General features: G+C 61.1%; 16 protein-coding genes. 5 read left to right on the forward strand and 11 right to left on the reverse strand.

What is annotated here, in order from left to right; genetic code table 11:
- Positions 1-26: 26 nt before the first annotated feature.
- The 3 genes from X743_RS145715 to X743_RS145705 form a co-directional block, all read right to left on the reverse strand.
- Positions 27-1,739 (reverse strand): HAD-IIB family hydrolase, encoded by a 1,713-nt coding sequence (locus X743_RS145715; protein ID WP_023767773.1) that lies wholly within the window; start codon positions 1,737-1,739, stop codon positions 27-29.
- 272 nt (positions 1,740-2,011) lie between these two features.
- Positions 2,012-2,449 (reverse strand): GFA family protein, encoded by a 438-nt coding sequence (locus tag X743_RS145710; protein ID WP_023767774.1) that lies wholly within the window; start codon positions 2,447-2,449, stop codon positions 2,012-2,014.
- A gap of 89 nt (positions 2,450-2,538) precedes the next feature.
- Positions 2,539-2,838 carry a PRC-barrel domain-containing protein gene (locus tag X743_RS145705; protein WP_023767775.1) on the reverse strand — a complete coding sequence of 100 codons (300 nt, stop codon included), beginning with the start codon at positions 2,836-2,838 and terminating at the stop codon, positions 2,539-2,541.
- Between the two features lie 217 nt (positions 2,839-3,055).
- Here X743_RS145705 and X743_RS1000000172940 point away from each other — a divergent pair, with 217 nt between their 5' ends.
- Both X743_RS1000000172940 and X743_RS145700 read left to right on the forward strand, forming a co-directional pair.
- The gene (locus tag X743_RS1000000172940) at positions 3,056-3,220 is read left to right on the forward strand and encodes a hypothetical protein (protein ID WP_023767776.1); all 165 of its coding nucleotides are present in this window, start codon (positions 3,056-3,058) and stop codon (positions 3,218-3,220) included.
- A gap of 134 nt (positions 3,221-3,354) precedes the next feature.
- On the forward strand, positions 3,355-4,137 hold the full coding sequence (locus tag X743_RS145700) for a Crp/Fnr family transcriptional regulator (protein ID WP_023767777.1): 783 nt from the start codon (positions 3,355-3,357) through the stop codon (positions 4,135-4,137).
- Between the two features lie 299 nt (positions 4,138-4,436).
- On the opposite strand, the gene X743_RS145695 is transcribed toward X743_RS145700, so the two are convergent.
- The 6 genes from X743_RS145695 to X743_RS145670 all read right to left on the reverse strand — a co-directional run bounded on the left by X743_RS145695 (position 4,437) and on the right by X743_RS145670 (position 13,156).
- Entirely contained in the window at positions 4,437-5,168 is a 732-nt protein-coding gene (locus X743_RS145695; RefSeq protein ID WP_023767778.1) for a GGDEF domain-containing protein, read from the reverse strand.
- A gap of 106 nt (positions 5,169-5,274) precedes the next feature.
- On the reverse strand, positions 5,275-5,970 hold the full coding sequence (locus X743_RS145690; protein ID WP_245264295.1) for a thermonuclease family protein: 696 nt from the start codon (positions 5,968-5,970) through the stop codon (positions 5,275-5,277).
- Between the two features lie 48 nt (positions 5,971-6,018).
- Positions 6,019-7,236: an ABC transporter substrate-binding protein gene (locus X743_RS145685; RefSeq protein WP_023767780.1), complete on the reverse strand. Its 1,218-nt coding sequence runs from the start codon at positions 7,234-7,236 to the stop codon at positions 6,019-6,021.
- 94 nt (positions 7,237-7,330) lie between these two features.
- Positions 7,331-8,089, reverse strand: coding sequence for a transglycosylase SLT domain-containing protein (locus tag X743_RS145680; RefSeq protein ID WP_031258206.1), 759 nt, complete (start codon positions 8,087-8,089; stop codon positions 7,331-7,333).
- A gap of 32 nt (positions 8,090-8,121) precedes the next feature.
- Complete coding sequence (locus X743_RS145675; protein ID WP_023767782.1) at positions 8,122-8,490, reverse strand: hypothetical protein; 369 nt, start codon at positions 8,488-8,490, stop codon at positions 8,122-8,124.
- A gap of 157 nt (positions 8,491-8,647) precedes the next feature.
- Positions 8,648-13,156 carry a type I secretion C-terminal target domain-containing protein gene (locus X743_RS145670; RefSeq protein WP_023767783.1) on the reverse strand — a complete coding sequence of 1,503 codons (4,509 nt, stop codon included), beginning with the start codon at positions 13,154-13,156 and terminating at the stop codon, positions 8,648-8,650.
- A 324-nt stretch (positions 13,157-13,480) separates the two neighbouring features.
- Here X743_RS145670 and X743_RS145665 point away from each other — a divergent pair, with 324 nt between their 5' ends.
- From X743_RS145665 to X743_RS1000000171110, 3 genes are all read left to right on the forward strand, one after another.
- On the forward strand, positions 13,481-14,464 hold the full coding sequence (locus X743_RS145665) for a transglutaminase-like cysteine peptidase (protein ID WP_023767784.1): 984 nt from the start codon (positions 13,481-13,483) through the stop codon (positions 14,462-14,464).
- A 138-nt stretch (positions 14,465-14,602) separates the two neighbouring features.
- Positions 14,603-14,971 carry a helix-turn-helix domain-containing protein gene (locus tag X743_RS1000000172320; RefSeq protein WP_156934491.1) on the forward strand — a complete coding sequence of 123 codons (369 nt, stop codon included), beginning with the start codon at positions 14,603-14,605 and terminating at the stop codon, positions 14,969-14,971.
- A complete protein-coding gene (locus X743_RS1000000171110; protein WP_156934492.1) occupies positions 14,877-15,596 on the forward strand; it encodes an IS630 family transposase in 720 nt (239 codons plus the stop codon). The genes X743_RS1000000172320 and X743_RS1000000171110 overlap by 95 nt, the downstream gene beginning before the upstream one ends.
- Positions 15,597-15,618: 22 nt before the next feature.
- Here the strand turns inward: X743_RS1000000171110 and X743_RS145655 are convergent, their stop codons facing one another.
- Positions 15,619-16,254 carry a ribbon-helix-helix domain-containing protein gene (locus X743_RS145655; RefSeq protein ID WP_023767787.1) on the reverse strand — a complete coding sequence of 212 codons (636 nt, stop codon included), beginning with the start codon at positions 16,252-16,254 and terminating at the stop codon, positions 15,619-15,621.
- Positions 16,244-17,533, reverse strand: a complete 1,290-nt coding sequence (locus tag X743_RS145650; protein ID WP_031258209.1) for an HlyD family type I secretion periplasmic adaptor subunit — start codon at positions 17,531-17,533, stop codon at positions 16,244-16,246. Before X743_RS145650 ends, X743_RS145655 begins: the two co-directional genes overlap by 11 nt.
- Positions 17,534-17,571: the final 38 nt, after the last annotated feature.

Below are 17,571 nucleotides of genomic sequence, written 5' to 3' on the forward strand. Positions count from 1 at the left end.
AAGGGTGCGACGGGCGCATTGCAGGTCTATTCTTCAGGTGCGGTGGCGGGGGCGGTGTAGCGGCGGCGCACGGCATCGAGCACCTGTTTGCGGCTCTCCTCGGCCGATAGCGTTTTGTCCTTCTCCGCTTCGGCGGTTTCGCGCGCCAGGTCCTTGTCCCTGATCTGGTTGCGGAACCATTTGGAATAGTCGCCGGCACGCAAGTGAAACTCCCAGGTCTTGTCGTCTATGCCTTCGGCGATCTGGGCGAAAATCATCAGATTGTGAGCCCTGAGGTTCATTGCATCGTCTGGTCCGTGGAAATAGAAGCTGCCCGCCTCATCGAGCTGGCCTTCGGCATATTTGCGGCTGTGCCGCTTCAGCGATTGGCGCGGCTCGACGACCTTGACCGTGGCGATTTTCTTGCGTTTCTGGGGCCGCCAGAACAACACCCGCTCGCCCTTGGGCGAGGACATGTCCTTTGGCGGGTCGATGCCGGTCTCGCGGCAGAAGACCTTCACGACGTCCTTCGCCTTGGGGCCAAGGGCAACAATGGCTGTTACCAGCCGAAGCGCATCGGTCGAGATCGCTTCGGGATGGACCGTGATCAAGACCGTGCCCGGCAATTCCAGTGACAGGACCGCACGCGTATCCTCGCGCCGCTTGGGAAGAAGATGGTGCGCTTCGTCGATGATCAGCCAGTGCGGTCTGGCCGTCCGGCGGCGGAAACTGCCGAGGTCGGGCAAAAGGTCGGCAAAGAAGTCCGGCCGCTCGTTGACGCGCAGCGCCAGCCCGTTGACGACGACATTGCTGTCGGCCTTGGCGATTAAGTCCAGCACTTGCGCTTTTGTCGGTGCGCTTGATCCGTCGCCCATCCGGACGGCGCCCTCGAGGCCGTCATAGTCGCCCTCGGGATCGAACACGCAGAACTGAAATCCGCTCTCGACGAAGCGTTCCGTCAGCGCTGTGGCCAAGGTGGATTTGCCGATGCCCGAACTGCCGGCGATCAGCACCGTATCGGTCGGCGACAAATAGACATCGTCGCCGGCGGCCGATCCCAGAACAATGCCGTCGTGCCGTCTCGAAACGATCTCGTGATCGTGTTTGATCAGTTTGTCGACCAGTTGCTCGACGCCTTTGCCGCGTGCGCCAGGCATGACCAGATCGGCGGTTTTCTTGACGGCGGGAATCGCGTTGTCCACGGCGACGCTGCAGCCGCAAGCTTGCAGGAAGGCATGGTCGTTTTCGGCGTCGCCGATGCCGACGACATTGTGTGGCGAGAGACGAAGATCCTGAAGCGCGACAATCAGTCCGGTGGCCTTGTTGATGCCGCTCGGCAGGACCATCACCGCTCCCTTGTTGAAGATGATTTCGAGTTCCAGGCCGGTCTCCTTGATGACGTCGAGCACTGTCGCCTGATGCGGCTCCCATGTCGCCACGATCGAGCGCCCCACCGAAAGCGGCTTGACGCCGAGCTTCTTCAGCCTGGCGACGAATTTGGGATCCGGCGCGGGCGAGATCGCCCGCTCCTCCTCGCTTGCCGGCGTGTAGATCAAGGCGCCATTTTCAGCCACCACCTTGTCGAACAGGCTGACTTCGGGAAAGACGCGTTTGACATCGGGCAGTTCGCGTCCGGTGACCAGAACCAGCTTGCGGCCACTCTTCTTGAAGCGCTCCAGGGCAGCGAGCGTTTTCTTGGAGACGATCCCGTCATGAGCCAGCGTGCCGTCATAGTCAGTCGCCAGGGCGATGAAGTACATTCTGCCCACCTTTCATCGTTGCCAGGTTGCGTTGAACTCAGGCTAGAACGAATGATCGCGATAAAGGCTCCCATTCGCAGGAGCTCCGGGAATCATTGGTTAAAAGAGTGGTGGTGTCCTCGCCTCTGAGATCCGGGCGGTCTCGGAACTGATCGTCCATGGCGCGTTTCAGATGCTCGACCTGTCGCCATTCAGTTACGAGCGCATACCGCGCAATGAACCCTTTCTCGAAGAAGCGGTGATCTCAGCATCGTCCCAGCGGCGCGGTCAGTCTACCTGTCACGTGGATTGCCGAATTTTGCGTCGCGCTTCCTCGAATAACGATCGATACGCGGCAGCTTGTCGTCGAATGCGACCCAAGGCAGCCTGAGTTCCCAATAGGCATGAGCTTGTGGGCGCAACCCTTCAGGTTTGTCGAAGAAGCCGATCGTTAGATAGAGTTCGTCCGGCAGGCCTTCGTCGCTGTAGCCGATGGAGCTCCCGCAGTCAGGGCAGAAGGTGCGGACCACGCCGGGTGTCCTCGAAAAGCTTTTCGGAGTTCCCTTCAAAAGCCGGAATTGGTCGGGCCGATACCCGACCCAGACCGTGAGCGGACCGCCAATGGCCCTACGGCAATCGTCGTCGTGATCGTAGCATATCCAGAAAGGCTCGCCGTCCATGACGGCGGCTATCGCACCGCAGAAGCAAGTCCCGGTCTCGCGCCGCGTCATCTGTCGCTCCCTGGTGCCGAAGCATCTGCCGCGTTTAGATCTCCCGGGATTGGCCATGCGGCCGCTCCCGGGACAGGGCAAATCCCTGATCAGGCGTCGTGATGCTCGGGCATTTTCTTGAGCTGATCCTTGGTCCAGTTGGTCACCGCGTGGACATCGCCATCTTCATCGCGCATGAAATCCAACTGGCTCGCGGGGACGGCCACCGGCTTGGCGCCGATGCCGAGAAATCCGCCGACGTCGATCACCACCTGACTGCCGGCGCCGGAACCATGAACATGGGAAACGGTGCCGACCTTGTTGTCGTCAGCGTCGTAAATCGTGGCGTCTTCCAAGATGTCAGGCGTCAATTCTGCGCTCGTGAGGCGGACGTGATTGGTGTGATCCATCGGTCAAGTCTCCTGTTGGGACGGGATAGTTGAACCACCCAGCGAGGCAATCGTTCCGAACGATTTTGGTGGTCTCGGATGGATGGGCTGGAGAACCACCCGAATTGAGCCAAGGTCCGATTTGACTCGCCAAATTCCGTACGAAATCGTACAAAGAGAAAATGGTTCGCGTGACGCTTGGGAAAGGCGATCGCGCTTTGGCCGGCACGAGGATGTCATGGCGAAAGAACCTGAGCGCCCGGGTCTGACGGCAGAGACGGTGCGTGCACTTGCGCGGGATTCCGGCGCTACGGAGCAGCAGATACGCGAGATAATATCGCTGGTCGGGTTCGACCGCGCCTCCATCCTGCGCGAGGCTCGTCTTGCGGCGAAAGATGGATAGCCCGCGAAGCCGCGATTTTTCCACAGCAGTAAATGTCGGTTTTATACCAACGTGCTAGCCCTCCTAGTGCTGCGTGAAGCGCAGTCTATGGTTCGTCACCGTCCGCTCGTTCGACGGGCGCGGCCGGCTAAGAGATGCGAGTGCTCTTGCCCAAGGGAGAGAGTCTCGTGGATCACCAGATCCTGCAAGCCAAGAGCGAATTGTTGCGCCGTATGAGCGTGGACGATTTCGCGCGGCTGAAGCCGCATCTCCAGAGCGTCTTCCTGGAGCTGCGCGCGCCGCTGGAAACCGCGGGTCAAAAAATTGAAGCTGTCTACTTTCTTGAAAGCGGGCTGGCATCGGTGGTGGCGAAGACATCGGCGAAGACCGAAGCCGAAGTGGGCATAATCGGCTTTGAAGGAATGACCGGCTCGGCGCTGGTGATGGGGGACGAACAGGCGAACTTCGACTGTTACGTGCAGTCGACGAGTGAAGCGATCCGCATACCGGCTGCCCCATTCGTCGAAGCCCTGGAGGACAGCCCGACGCTGCGGCCATTTCTGTTGCGCTATGTCCAATATCTTCACGTCCAGACCAGCTACACGGCAGCGATCAACGCGCGGCAAAGCCTGGAAGTTCGCCTGGCCAGGTGGCTTTTGATGTGCGGCGACCGCACTGTCGGCGACAGGCTCGTGATAACCCATGAATTTCTGTCCATCATGCTCGGCGTCAGACGCCCTGGAGTGACTGTCGGGCTGCAGATGATCGAGAGCTATGGGTATATCCGTGCCCGTCGCGGAGAAATCACGATCCGCAGTCGCGATGGCCTGCTGACGTTGGCGCGAGAGGCTTATGGGTCACCCGAAGCCCAATACCGCCGGCTTGTCGGGGACTTGGGTTCAAAAAACCCCGCAAGGCAGGAACGGCCTCCCACGTAAGCGTTGAGGGAAGCGGGACGGGTGCGTGCCTGTCGGGACCGGCTCGGATCATTTTGCGAGTGGCCGACGCGATGATGCCGGTGAGACACCATTGCCTAAGCCCGCGTCGGCCACTGCGGCATGAATTGGGGATGCCGCGTGGCCAATCTAGCGCTCCGCAAAAAGCCTGCAACGAACGCTCGAGGTTTGGTACGAACTGTACATAGCCTGGTAACGCATCGCATGCTGGGCAAATGGGTCACACTGCCTGTTCGATGCCGTGGAGATCGCGTGGTTGGCGGCCTCTCCCGCGATCGCGCTCAGAGACTCGCGACGGGTTCTGCGCCTGACAGTTGCTGTTCCGCCGAGCGGAACATGTCCTCGAATGCCAGCTCGGTTTCAAACACGGTGCTTCCGACACTGATCGCCAGGACGTCCTCGCTGCCCTTGGGCGCGAAATAGACCCGCGCGACGCCTGCCCGGATGCGCTCGCCAATGTCCTTGGCCTCGGCTTCGGTCGCACCCGGGAGGAAGACCCCGAACATCGATGTTCCTATGCGCCCCACCATATCCTCCTTGCGGACAGCGGACTGTATGGCCGAGGCAACGAGCCGCAAGGCCTCATCGCCCCAGCCGGGGCCGAAGCGCAGATTGATGGATCGAAGATGCTCGGCGTGGATCACCAGGAAGGCGCCCGAGCGTGGCCCCGACGCCGACGGCCTGGCTGTGCGCCGCTCGATCATCGAGGTGAAAACCGGACCATTCAGGCAGCCTGTCACCCTGTCATAGGTTCCAGACCTGTTGAGTTCCCGCCGGTAGCCGCGGATCTGGGTCTGCATCCAGCCGATCATCACGAAAAGCGGCAACCCAATGATCAGCGGCAACAGCACCGCGCTGACCATGCTGCGCCCGAACGGCGTCAGGGCATCGCTGAACAACAGCAGGTAGTTGAGGCCGACGGAGAGGCCAAGGCTCCCGACAGTTCCCAGAACGGTGAGCCAGGCGACGCTCTTCCACGCTGGGGCGGAGGCGTTCGCTGCGTTTTGTGCCATTGGCCAATCTCCTGTCAGATCAGCTGATATAGCACCGGCTCCCGCAATTTCAGTTTCGGCAAACCATACAATTTGATCGATGTGGGAGCGTCATCGATCCTGGCTGCTATTGCGGGGGGCCGAAGATTCCCATCTGCGTCTCTTCGGCGACCGCCTGCGCCTTGCCATAGATGCCGGTCGGCAGCGCCATCGCCCAGCCGTTGGACACAAGCCAGGCGCCGGCGTCCTGCTTGCCAAGACTGCACGGCGCGGCGATGGCGAAATGCTCTATGTCCGGCGGTACGAAACATTTCAGCGCGCGTCCCCGCAGCCAGGAGTTGAAGGCGTCTTGTGCGCGCTGGCCGCAAGGCCAGGCGACGTCTTGAAACGAGCAGGTTCTCTCCGGTTCGATGCTCGCGACGCCACTGATGATCACTTTGCGTCCCATGGATTCGAAAGTCGCCGACGACGTGGCGACCGGGCGAAAGAGCAGGGTTTCGCGCCAGTCACCGGGCCTCGGCCTTTTGGGGGGCACGGCGAGACCCAGATCGCCGAGCGGCGGCCGGGCTTCGGCCCGCTCGATTTCGGACAAGTCAATCGGCGGCGGCGCGACAAGGCTCTCGGCAACCCTGCGCGCGTCTCGCCATGGACCCTCGGGAACGGCCGCAACCACAGGGGTTGGATGGTTGCCGGCACGCTCCATTTGGGGCGCGGGGGCAGGCCGGTCGATCGCAAGCAAGGCTCCGGCCTGCATGATCAGGACAATCCCGAGCACGAGCTCGAAGCCTCCGACCGCGATAACCCAGCGGATGCGCCCGGGCATGCCCATCACGCCAGCGCAGCGTTCGAGCCAGGCCCCGTCACCGGCCGTTCAGAAACCAGAGGTCGATTTGGCAACCAGTTTGAGCGCACCTTTCTGAACCCGATAGAACGGCATCGATCTTTGGCTGGACCCGTCGGCGCGAAAGCGGAACAGGCCCGTCGATCCGCGAAATCCGTTCGGGTTTTCGAGAACCTGTTTGCTGAAACCGTCGGGTCCGACTGCGCTGGCAATTCCCGCTGTCAGGGCAACCATATCATAAGCGTAGGCTACATTGACGTCGGCCGGATAATTGTACGTCGTCCTGAAGCGGTCGGCGATCGGCCCGGTTTCGCTCGAATCGAGCGTGGCGATATACGCGCCCTCAAACAGGGGATCGATGGGGTGCTCCAGCCAGCGGTTCGTTCCCACGACAGAGATTGCTTTTCCCGGAATGCCCTTCGATTTGAGGGCGGCAAGCACGGACGAGGGGCTGCTGTCTCCGCTGGCAACGATGACCGCGTCGGGGGTGTCCACGAGCGAGCCCATTTCGTCGACCGCTTTCGCGGCACCGTCGCCGCCCGAATAGGGGACAGTGACCGCGAGCGTGGCGCCATAGATGCTGAGGCCGTTGGCGACCCGCTTCTCGACGGCGCTGGCGTTTGGGCCACCTGCGACAAGCAATACGAACTTCTTGCTGCCTTTGGCGGCAAGCCCCGCCGCACCTGCCGCCGCGCTGTCCGCTTCGCTGAGCGGCACCGCATAAACCCCGGCGCTGCCGGCGAAATTGTCGGCAAGTGCCAGAACCGGTGGCCGTTTCGATCCCGACAGCGTGGCGATGTGCTGAGCCGCCGGCAGCTCGGTTGGGCCGATGACGACTTTCACCCCGGTGGTGATGGCCTGTACCGCCAGCTTGCCGGCCTGTGTGCTGTCGCCCTTCGTGTCCTCTATCGTCAGCGTGAGCAATCCATTGCCGATATCCGTCATCGCCAGCTTGGCCGCATCGCGCATCTTGCGGCCGTTTTCACCTGCCGTTCCGGGTGCGGACAACGGCAGCAGCATCGTCACTTTTGCCGAACCGGTGCCTAGCGACTGGGTCGCCTGGGCGGGACCGGTGACAGCACCGCCATTCTGCCCCGCCGGCGCGGGCTGCTCGGCGGGCGCGGCAATTGCCGCCGGGTCGAGCACCTCGGTGACGTTGCCCTTCGACTGGCAGCCCGACAATGTCACGGCGAGCGCGAAGGCGAGAGCCGACGACCGCGCACAATAGACCTTTCGGCCAGTTTCCATGATTGTCCCGCCCTGTCTGCTGCCGGCTTGTTCTTTCCGGTCTGGTCTGCCACGCATGTTACGGCGGACTTGTCGCGCCGTCCTGTTGTTTTCTTTACCCGCCGAAGAGCCGGGCCCTCAGGGCCCTGATCTGTCTTGCTTGCCCCGCGGTCCTGTAGTCGGCGCATTTCATGTATCGCGGCCCGGGTACGAACACCCGGCGCACGCAGACACGGTTTTCCTGGGCGGCGGCTCCATCCTGCCCGTCTGTCGAAAATGTGGAAAAGCCGAATGTCGCGACCGGCAACGGCCCGGTCACTTCGAACCCGTCCCTGGCAAGGATTGCCCGCGCGCGCTGGCAGTAACGGACGGAGAGCGCCGAGAACCGGCTTTCATGATGCCCGGCGCGATACTTCATGACCGTGGTGCAGAGGTCACCGGCGGAGAGCCTGTTTGCCTGGGCAAGATATCTGACCCCCAGCGCGATGTTCGTCGCCGGCGTGCCCAGATCGTCGAGGGAACCTCGAAAGCCAAGCATTCGCGCTGTCGCCGGCATCACCTGCATCAGGCCGACTTCGCCATCGGCGCCCCGCACGTCGGGATCGAAGCCGCTTTCGATCTCCATGACGGCGTGCGCCAGCGCCGGCTCGAGGCCATAGATGGAGGCCTGACAGCTCGCAAATGCCTTGAACGTCTGCCGGGTCCACGCCGCGGCCGCGTCGCAACGCGGCGGCCGCGTCGAACCCGACGACCGATGTTGCGCCACGGAAGGCCGTTCGAGCCAGTTGGCGCGAGCCGGCGTGACACTTTGGGCAAAGCCAGCCAACGCGATCGTTGCGGCGATCGCCCTAAACAAGGATCCGTCGGCTGGCATGATGGCCAACAGGCGCAAATTTGCCTATCCGGTCAGTGCATGTACTCGACCATGCGATCGTGAAAACACTCGCATTTGTTGAGCGTGTCCTCGTCCTTGTAGTTCGTCTTCAGATAGCCATAGGCCATGCCGCAGGCGACCTTGGCTTCCGACGCCCAGACGAAGACCGGCCGCGACGAGTTGATCCATTCCGAGCTGTTGGCCGCGGCGACGGACTCGTCCATCAGTTTCACCACCTGGGCCTTGAGATCGACGATGTTGTCGTTCAGCACCAGGTTGGAAGTGCCGACGGTCCGGCAATAGTCGCCCGTCGGGCCTTCGATGATGTCGGCGGCGAAGCCTGTAGATCCAGCCAGCAACAGCGCGGCGGTGGAAACCAGTAGTCTTGCAGAACGTTTCATGTTGAGCTCCCCTCGATATTCCTAATGTATAACATAGTCATGTGGCCGCGCGCCATGCGCTTCAACCGAGTTGGCCGTCATAGAGCAGCGTGATCGTGGTAGCCAACGGCCACGGTCTGCTGGCGGACGATCGATCGGTGCTAAACCCTCGTCCCGATCAAGTGACAGTCTCCGAGTGAGTGGTTGCGCTGTGGTCATAAAGAATATTGATCACAGAACCAGCACTGACGTTGGACAGCGATGCCACCTCGACCATGTTGCCACCTGCGGCGGTTCCGTTGTTGTCGACAAGAACATGAGCGGCGTTGCCGGAGAAAGTAATGTCGACCAAAGCCGCTGCCTGGCTGTCCGTCGTCGGTCCTCCGGCTCCCAATGATGCGAGGACGTCTGAAAGATCGAGCACGTCCTGGGCTGGGCTAAAGTCGGCGATGACATCGACCATATTGATCTCGGCTAGTGCCGAATGGTCAATCACAAATGTGTCGTTCCCAGCGCCGCCGGTCATAGTGTTTAGCCCTGCGCCGCCGACGAGAGTATCATTGCCGCCCGCACCGTTGAGGGTATCGTTGCCGGCCCCACCCGCGAGATAGTTATCTCCAGAGTTCCCAAACAGAAAGTCATCATACGAACTGCCGATCAGACCTTCGATGCTCGTAAGCGTATCTCCCAGAGCATCACCACCGGCGATGTTGCCGTCAGTCGGACTGCTAAAGGAGCCGTGAATGCCGGATGCACTGCCATCGTCAGCCAAATTGATCGAAACGGCTGCCACGCTGCCAGTATAATCAGCAATGTCAGTTCCCACCCCCCCCGAAATTGTGTCGGCATGGGTGCTTCCAGCGATCACGTCGTTCGCGGTGCCGGCGAAACCTGCCAGCGTAAAGGATCCGCCCGAACTCGCGGCCACCTGATGGATATCCAGGGACTGGGTTGCACTGATATCTCCGTCGCCATCGACTGCACTGACTTGGAAATGCAAGATGGAGTCGGATGGCAATATCGTTTGTGAGATATCGACGGCAGACAACCTCATTTTCGCACCGGGATCGCCAGTTATGGAAATCAGGTTGAAGTCGATCGAAGGGTCGATAAGCAGATGTCCGCCTACTACCGTCGCCGTCCCGCTATCGGTCTGACCGGTGACGGAGTTGGTGGCGATCCAATGAACAGAACCGGAGCCATTGTTCACGCTGAAATCGAGGCTGCCGATGAGTTTCGGGTTCAGTGCCGGGGCGTCATCGCCGACAGTGGCAGAAGTATGGAACTCCATAGTGAAGTTCTCATCCTTTTCTACAAATTGATCCGCGACACCAAAGCCTTGTGTCGAAGAATTGACGCCAGTGCCACTGCCAGTGAACTCGATCAAGCCATTCGGAGTTTCAAGGAAAGGTGTCGGGCCACCCGGCGACAAGCCCGAGAGCGTTTGAGTTATCGTTGTTGCTGCATCGGGCGTGATAAGTGCAAATGTGTAGTTCCCGTCAGAGTGCACCGTCAGTGAATAAATGTCGGTTCCCGTAGAGTTCTCTGCCAGCAACACCGTCGTCCCGTCAGCTTGGACCGTCGTGCTATAGCTAATCCCTGCAATCACCGGTCCGGTTATGTTGAAATGATTGGTGCCGTCGGCTCCCGGGGCGAATGCAAACAAGCCGTTGACGGACCCGACCTCGTTGGGGATCGTACCTGGTGTGAAAGCTCCAAGCGTCGGTGCATCGTCATTGAAGGTGACGGTCAGCGTGCCTGGGGCGGTCGAGCCGTCGGCGTCGGTGATGACATNGAACGAGTAGTGGCCGTCGGCCATGACCTTGATCGAGCCATCGCCGATGTCGATTGCCTGCGAGTAGCCGTCGCCACCGAACACCAGCGCGGTGGCGCCGATATGCGTCACCGTGGCACCGTCGGCGCCGGCGACAAAGTCCAGCGTGCCGGTGATCGTCGCGCCTTCAACGACATTCTGCGAAGCCTCGGCCGTAGCCGTCGGTGCATCGTCATTGAAGGTGACGGTCAGCGTGCCTGGGGCGGTCGAGCCGTCGGCGTCGGTGATGACATAGCCGAGGTTGACCGTCGCATTGTTCTCGTCGTTCGGCCCCTGTGCCTGCAGCACGTTGTCGAGCAGCGCCACCGTATAGGCGCCGGTCGCCGGGTCCGTCACATGGACCGTGAACAGGGCCGTGCCGATGCGGCTGCCGCTGGTGGTGGTCGCCGTCAACGTGTTGGTGCCGGCGTTCCAGCTGTAGGTCACGTTCTCCTGGCCAACCGTGCCGGCGGTGCCATTGAGGGTCGCGAACGAGAAGCCGTTTGAACCGGCGCCGTCGCCGCCGACGCTGCCGCCTAGCGTGCCGTTGTAGGTTGCCTCGCTGGCGCTCGGCGGAGCCTCGCCCGCATTGGCGTTGATGTCGCCCGTCGTGCTCGCCGCATTGCCGCCGACAAGCCCGTCGTCGTCAACCGTGGCCGCAGCCGTGCCGGTCGTTGGATGGTTGGCGTCCGTCACCGCAAAGCTGATACCGGCCGTTGCCGTGTCGCCATCACCGTCGGTCACCGTATAAATTGCCGAAGCCGCGCCCGTGCCGATGACTGGATTGTCGGCGGTGAACGAGTAGTGGCCGTCGGCCATGACCTTGATCGAGCCATCGCCGATGTCGATTGCCTGCGAGTAGCCGTCGCCGCCGAACACCAGCGCGGTGGCGCCGATATGCGTCACCGTGGCACCGTCGGCGCCGGCGACAAAGTCCAGCGTGCCGGTGATCGTCGCGCCTTCAACGACATTCTGCGAAGCCTCCGCGCTTGCCGCGGGCACGTCGTCGACGATTTTGACAGACAGCGTATCGCTCGCGCTCCCACCGTCCTGGTCGGTCAGAGTGACGTTGAAATTTTCGAACAGGTTGTTCTGCCCCTGGATGGGGTCATGCGTCTCGTTGTCGAGAAGCGTGTAGGTGTAGCTGACCTCACCGGTGCCGGGGTTGTAGGCCGTCACCGTCAGCGTGTTGCCGAGCGCAGTGGTGAAGGAGCTGCCCGTGAAAACGCCATTGGTGATGAACGTATGGCCGTCGATCGCCAGCGAGGCAATGCCGTCGGGTGACGAGATGGTGAAGGTGCCGGTAGCGGTCTCGGTCGTGCTTGCAGGATCCGAACCAGGTCCGCCCGGCGTACCGACGTTCAATGCCGCCTCGTTGACGACGACGTCGCCACCACTGGCCTCCGGCGTCAGGCCGGTGATCACAGGCGTCGAGTTGCCGATCGAAATCGTCAGCGTTGTGTGCGAGGTGTCGCCGTCGCCATCCTTGATAGTGTATGTGAAGATGTCGTTGACGCCACCGGGCGTGCCGGCATCGCGCACATAGGTATAGCTGCCGTCGGTGTGCAGCGTCAGCTTACCATATTCACCCTGGATCGGCGTATTGAGCGTGCTCGTGTCGTTCAGGTCGGTGTTAGTCGTGCCCTTGGCGACGCCCGCCACCATCGCGCCATCGGCGCCTTGGGTGTCGGCAACGCCGTCTGTCGTGTTGACGTCGCCGGCATCGGTTCCGCCAACAAGCACATTGCCTGTCGCGGGGCCGAACTGGCCGGCAGCGATGCTGTCGGTGTCGGCAACCGCCGTCGGCACATCGTCGACAATGGCGACGGCAAAGGTGGTGCTGGCCGTATCGCCGTCGATGTCCGTGACGGTGATTGTAAAATTGTCGGGAACCGTGTCGTTGGGATCAAATCCGGTCGTTTGATTCTGATGAGTGACCGACTCGGTGACCGTGTAATTGTATTCGATGGCGCCGGTNGTGCTCGGATTGTAGGAGACGATCGTCAGGAAGCCGAATTCGCCAGGGATCTGCTGGCCGACGGCGGTGACGGTGACGCCGTTGATGACGATTGAACCAATTCCATCCGGTGCATCGATGCTGATCGTTCCTTTGCCGGAGGTTTCCGCGCTGCTCGGCGCGTCACTGCCCGGCGATTGACCATCACCGCCGTTAAGGCCGGTTTCGCTGGCCGCCTCGTCCGGGGCAAGCAGTGACGTGGCCACCACTGAAACCGGCCTGTCGACGAAAGACGGGAACAGTTCGCGGCGATCCAGAAGCCCAAACTGCAAGGCTGTCGGGGGCAACAGCGCCGAAAGACCGAACCCGTCGCCGATGCCGCCGGCGGGAACCGAGAAGTCTCCGCCTGCGCTGGAGGTCGAGCCTCCCGGACCGGCCGACATCGAGCCGTCGGCGCCGAAGGCGACATCGACATGGCTGGCCTCGAGCGCAGCGATCAGTGCAACGCGCGGCACCTCGACGTCGCCGATGAGGAAGGTCGGCACGTTCAGGGCGCCATCCTTGATCACGATGACCGAGCCATCGGCCTGCTCGAGCACGAGATTGTGCCCGTCGACCTTGATGTTGTCGATCGAGACATTGGCCGGAAGTCTCACCACATGGTTGGCGTCGGCCACGTATTCGTGGGGGGCGGCAGCCGCCGGTGCTTTCGCTTCCGCGGGTGCCTCGGGCTTGACGGGCGCGCCGCTGCCGACATCGACCGGCACAGGTTCGGCCGCTGCCGGCGCGGCCTGCTGCGTCGAAGCCGCCTGGGCGACCTGGATCTCCGCCGGCGATGTCTGACCGTGATGGTCACTGGCGGCGGAATGCTCGTCCCAGGACCTTGCAGCGGTGTCCAATTCGATATTGGTGGTCATTTGCTTGTACCCCTCCGGAATTTCCCGGAAAGAGACAGCGCTCACCATTGCTTTGCAACGGTTGATCAATCCATTTGATATACTGCAGTATGCACAAAATCGTATTTTTTACGCGTGGTAAACCGGTAACATATATTCCGTTATATATTGCCGGTATCGGCGGCTTTTGATGGCGGCTCGCCTCCGTCTGGATCGTAAATAAAAGTATAAATTAGAATAAAATTTTATGCAAAACAGACGAAGTAAGTTCCGTCGTCGTTATCTACCTTCGTTGCCAATAATTTGAGACAAGATTGGTACCGTCCACAGTCAAAGGTGGGCGTTATGAAAAAAGAAAAAACCGCGCCGGGGACAGCCGGTCTCAAACTGCTCTTGCTGGCGATCGGCCTTGCGGGCCTGCCGCAGCCATTGCTCGCGAGCCCTCGTTTCGAGGGTGTCGCATCAGTCGGCGGGCTCGTCGAAAAGGTCGAGGCGCCGCGTAGCCTGGGTGGCGTTTCCCTGGAAAGGTCCCGGCCCTGGCAGCCGGTCGCGGGATACCAGCCCGGCATTGTCTCCATGAGCTACGCCATCGACGACGCCAATGCCGCCGTTGCGCCAACGCCCGCCGATGTCGGACCCGCCGATGTTGGAATTGATCCCATCCAGACGGCTGCGATCATTCCCGGCGTGTTCGGGTCGGTCGCGCTGTCCATGCACAACTTTCCTGTCGCGGCGCGGTGGGCGCCTGTCTACCAGGCAATCGTCGGCTGCACGGCAGGCAGTGCCTGCGAGCACAAGAGCGCGGCTTTCGCCACGCTGATCTCGACGGCACAGGGCAAGGGATTCACCGAGAAACTGTCCCTCGTCAACAGCGGCATAAATCGCCTGATCGCCTACAGGAAGGACAGTGTCGTCTATGGCAAGCTCGACTATTGGGCGAAGCCTTCGGAGGTGCTCGACAAGCGCGCCGGCGACTGCGAGGATTTTGTCATACTGAAGATGACGGCGCTGCTCAGGGCCGGAATTCCCGCGCAAAGCATGGCGCTCGTCGTCCTGCAGGATCGCAAGCGCGGGTTCTTCCACGCCGTCCTGTCGGTGAGCACTGCGGATGGCGTATTCATTCTCGACAGCCTCCACAACACCGTCCTGCGTGACAGCGATCTCCCCGACTACGTTCCGCTCTATTCCTTCAGCACGGATCGCGCCTGGATCCATGGCTCGAGATCGGGCAATGCGCAGGTTGCCGAGATCAAGGGCGGCTTTGCGGGCGTCGCACCCGGCGAAGGATTGCAGCCGGATATGGCTTTGGGGAAGCTTGTGCGAAAGTAAGCACAGCCGGCGGACGTTGGATCGAAGCTACACTCTAAAGCGTGTCGCGATTTAAGGGATTCAGGATTCCCCTTGATTTGAGTTCGTGATTCATTGCGGTTGAAAGGAGACCGCGATGGGCAAGCCGCTACCGCNGAGTTGCGTCGGCGTGTTGTTGCGTATGTTGATGAGGGGCATGGTCACCGGGAGGCTGCGCGCCATTTCCGCGTTTCACCTCGCTTTGTAAACAATCTGATCAACCTGCGCCGGCAGACCGGTTCGCTTGAAGCCCGCCGGCAGGGCCATGTGGGGGGCGGAAAGCTTGAGCCGCATGTCGAGTTTGTCCGCTTGCGATTGGCCGAGACCGGCGAACTGACGCTGGATGAGCTTTGCGTCGAACTGGAGGTGCGTGGGGTGAGCGTTCACCGCTCCAATGTCGGGCGCCTGCTCCAACGCCTGGGGCTCAGTCATAAAAAAAACTCTACAGGCCAGCGAGCAGCAGCGGACCGACGTGCGCCAGGCGCGTGAACTATGGATGGGGCGGCGAAAGCGCTTCTTCAACAAGGCTTTGACGCGGTTGATCTTCATCGATGAGACGTCGACCAACACCAAGCTGACCAAACGCACCGGCTGGGCGCCGAAGGGCAAGCGCTTCAGGACGCATGCACCATTCGGCAAATGGCAGACGCAGACCTTTATCGCCGGGCTGCGATGCCACGGTCTTGTCGCACCATGGATCGTCAACGCGCCGATGAATGCCGCCATCTTCGAACACTACGTCGAAACCCAGCTCGCTCCCGAACTGTCGCCCGGCGATGTCGTCATTCTCGACAATGTCGGCTTCCACAAGAACGAGCGCGCTGCGCAACTGGTTCGCCAAAGGGGCGCCTGGCTCCTGTTCCTGCCGCCATACTCGCCCGACCTCAACCCGATCGAGATGGCCTACTCAAAACTCAAGGCGCACCTGCGAAAGAAGGCGGCCAGAACCTTCGACACGCTTTGCGAGGCTCTCGGCGATATCTGCCACCTGTTCGAGCCNCCTGCGAAAGAAGGCGGCCAGAACCTTCGACACGCTTTGCGAGGCTCTCGGCGATATCTGCCACCTGTTCGAGCCAGCCGAATGCAGAAACTTCTTCAAAGCGGCCGGATATGAGGCCAATTAATCGCGACACGCTTTAGCCGCTGACGAACGCCATCAGCAGGTCCTGCTCGATCAGCGGCGCCCGCACCGCGTTCAACTGGCCGCGATAGCGGCGGTCGCCGGCGCCGATGACGAACCCGCTGGCGACCGGGGTTTCGCCATTGGCATCCAGCCGTGCAAATATATCCGCGACGTTGAGGTCGAGTGCCAGCCTGAGATCCTGACGCCCGTCATCGTTCGGCGCCGTCGGCAATTGGCGCTTTACCAGCTGTTGGAACGGAGCGTTGAAGGTCAGGATTTTTTTCGATGATGAAAGAGCAAAGGCGGGCGAGGGACAGGCGACAAGTATCGCGCTGATCGTCCTTATCGATGCTAGCCTTTTCAACGTCAGGTTTTCCTCCGCCATGTCACGTATGCAGGCAACTCTGATCGCCGATGTCAGGTTGCCAGAAGCAGGCTGACCTTCGGCGATCTCATCGACAAGCATGCCGATCGTGCACTTCCGGCTTTCCGCCATATGCCTCAGCGACGTCCAGAAAGCCCGCTCCAGGCGGATTCCGCGTCGTATGCCGAGGCGCGCGACGACCCGGAACTCCATGCCGAGGTCTTCTGCCTTCGTCGGCACGAGCAACCGGTCGAGGACGGCGGGAGGAGTGGCGCTATCGTTCACTCATTGCCTCCTCTCGTGCCTTGTTGATCGGCTTCAGGAGGTAGGTCAGGATGGTCTTGCGTCCGGTCTTGATATCGACGGAACAGATCATGCCGGGAATGATCGAATAGACCTTGCCATCCCGTGTCAGCGTGGATCGCTCCGTGGCGACGCGCACCTGATAGTAAGGTTCGCCGGTTTTCTGGTCGACCAGGCTGTCGGCGGTGATGTTGGAGACCTTGCCTTCGATGCCGCCGAAGATGGAGAAGTCATAGGCGGTTACCTTGATCAGCGCGTCCTGGCCCGGTCGAATGAAAGCGACGTCTCGCGGCGAGACCCGGGCTTCGACCAGCAATGTCTCGGAGGTCGGGACGATGCCGGCGACGACCGCGCCGGGCTGGACGAAGGCGCCGAGCGTATTCACGTCAAGCGTGTTGACGATGCCGTCCACGGGTGAACGGATATCGGTGCGCGCCACCTTATCTGTGGCGCCGCGTATCGTCTCGTCAACCACCGAGAGGTCGGCCAGCGCCTGCGTCAGATCGCTGAGCGCCTCCTGTTGCAACTGCAGACCGAGTTCGTCGACCTGAAGCTGAGCCTCCGTGATGGCCGACTTGGCTTTCTTGATGGTCTCTCCGGCGAGCGTCAGCTGGCCGTTGAGTTCGGTCAGCTCGCGCTCGACGCGCAACTGCTCGGTTCGTGCCATCAGGCCCTTCTTGACCATCGATTCGACCAGCTTTGCCTCCTGGTCACTGACGGTCAGATTCTGGGTGAGGCGATCGGAATTGGCGGTCGCTTCGTCCAGCTCCTTCTCGCGCTGATCGAGACGCGACTTGAGAACCGACAGCTTGACTTCGAAGTTGTCGCGGCGGGCTACGAGCAGCTTCTGCTCGTTGTCACAGATTTCAGGGGCGACTTTCTGGATTTCGGACGGACATGGAAATGAGCCTTCGATATTCCCGGTCTGTTCGAATTTGAGCCGGGCAATGCGCGTCTGCAGAGCCCGCGCCTTGGCCTGCTGTTCGCCAAGACTGGAGGTGTTGAACGTATTGTCGAGGCGGATGATGAGGTCGTTCTTCTTGACGATCTGCCCGATCGTCACCGCGATTTCCTGAACGACGCCCGGCTCGCTGGCCTGGATGATCTGAGTCTTCGAGGCGGGTATGATCTTGCCGTCGCCGCGTGCGATTTCATCAACCTCAGCATAGGACGCCCAAGCGACCGAGCTTACAAAGAGCGCGCCGATGATCAATATGGATGCCGACGCAAAAAGCGGCGGCCGATCTTCCCTAGCAAGCATTTACCAAACCCCATTATATTGATCTGGATCAATATAAT

This window comes from Mesorhizobium sp. LNHC232B00 (assembly GCF_000502435.1).
Classification (GTDB): Bacteria; Pseudomonadota; Alphaproteobacteria; order Rhizobiales; family Rhizobiaceae; genus Mesorhizobium; species Mesorhizobium opportunistum.

Coding starts and splice junctions, on each gene's coding strand:
- X743_RS145715 (WP_023767773.1), bottom strand. CDS start 1,739: ATGTACTTCATCGCCCTGGCGACTGACTATGACGGCACGCTGGCTCAT.
- X743_RS145710 (WP_023767774.1), bottom strand. CDS start 2,449: ATGACGCGGCGCGAGACCGGGACTTGCTTCTGCGGTGCGATAGCCGCC.
- X743_RS145705 (WP_023767775.1), bottom strand. CDS start 2,838: ATGGATCACACCAATCACGTCCGCCTCACGAGCGCAGAATTGACGCCT.
- X743_RS1000000172940 (WP_023767776.1), top strand. CDS start 3,056: ATGGCGAAAGAACCTGAGCGCCCGGGTCTGACGGCAGAGACGGTGCGT.
- X743_RS145700 (WP_023767777.1), top strand. CDS start 3,355: ATGCGAGTGCTCTTGCCCAAGGGAGAGAGTCTCGTGGATCACCAGATC.
- X743_RS145695 (WP_023767778.1), bottom strand. CDS start 5,168: ATGGCACAAAACGCAGCGAACGCCTCCGCCCCAGCGTGGAAGAGCGTC.
- X743_RS145690 (WP_245264295.1), bottom strand. CDS start 5,970: ATGCCCGGGCGCATCCGCTGGGTTATCGCGGTCGGAGGCTTCGAGCTC.
- X743_RS145685 (WP_023767780.1), bottom strand. CDS start 7,236: ATGGAAACTGGCCGAAAGGTCTATTGTGCGCGGTCGTCGGCTCTCGCC.
- X743_RS145680 (WP_031258206.1), bottom strand. CDS start 8,089: ATGCCAGCCGACGGATCCTTGTTTAGGGCGATCGCCGCAACGATCGCG.
- X743_RS145675 (WP_023767782.1), bottom strand. CDS start 8,490: ATGAAACGTTCTGCAAGACTACTGGTTTCCACCGCCGCGCTGTTGCTG.
- X743_RS145665 (WP_023767784.1), top strand. CDS start 13,481: ATGAAAAAAGAAAAAACCGCGCCGGGGACAGCCGGTCTCAAACTGCTC.
- X743_RS145650 (WP_031258209.1), bottom strand. CDS start 17,533: ATGCTTGCTAGGGAAGATCGGCCGCCGCTTTTTGCGTCGGCATCCATA.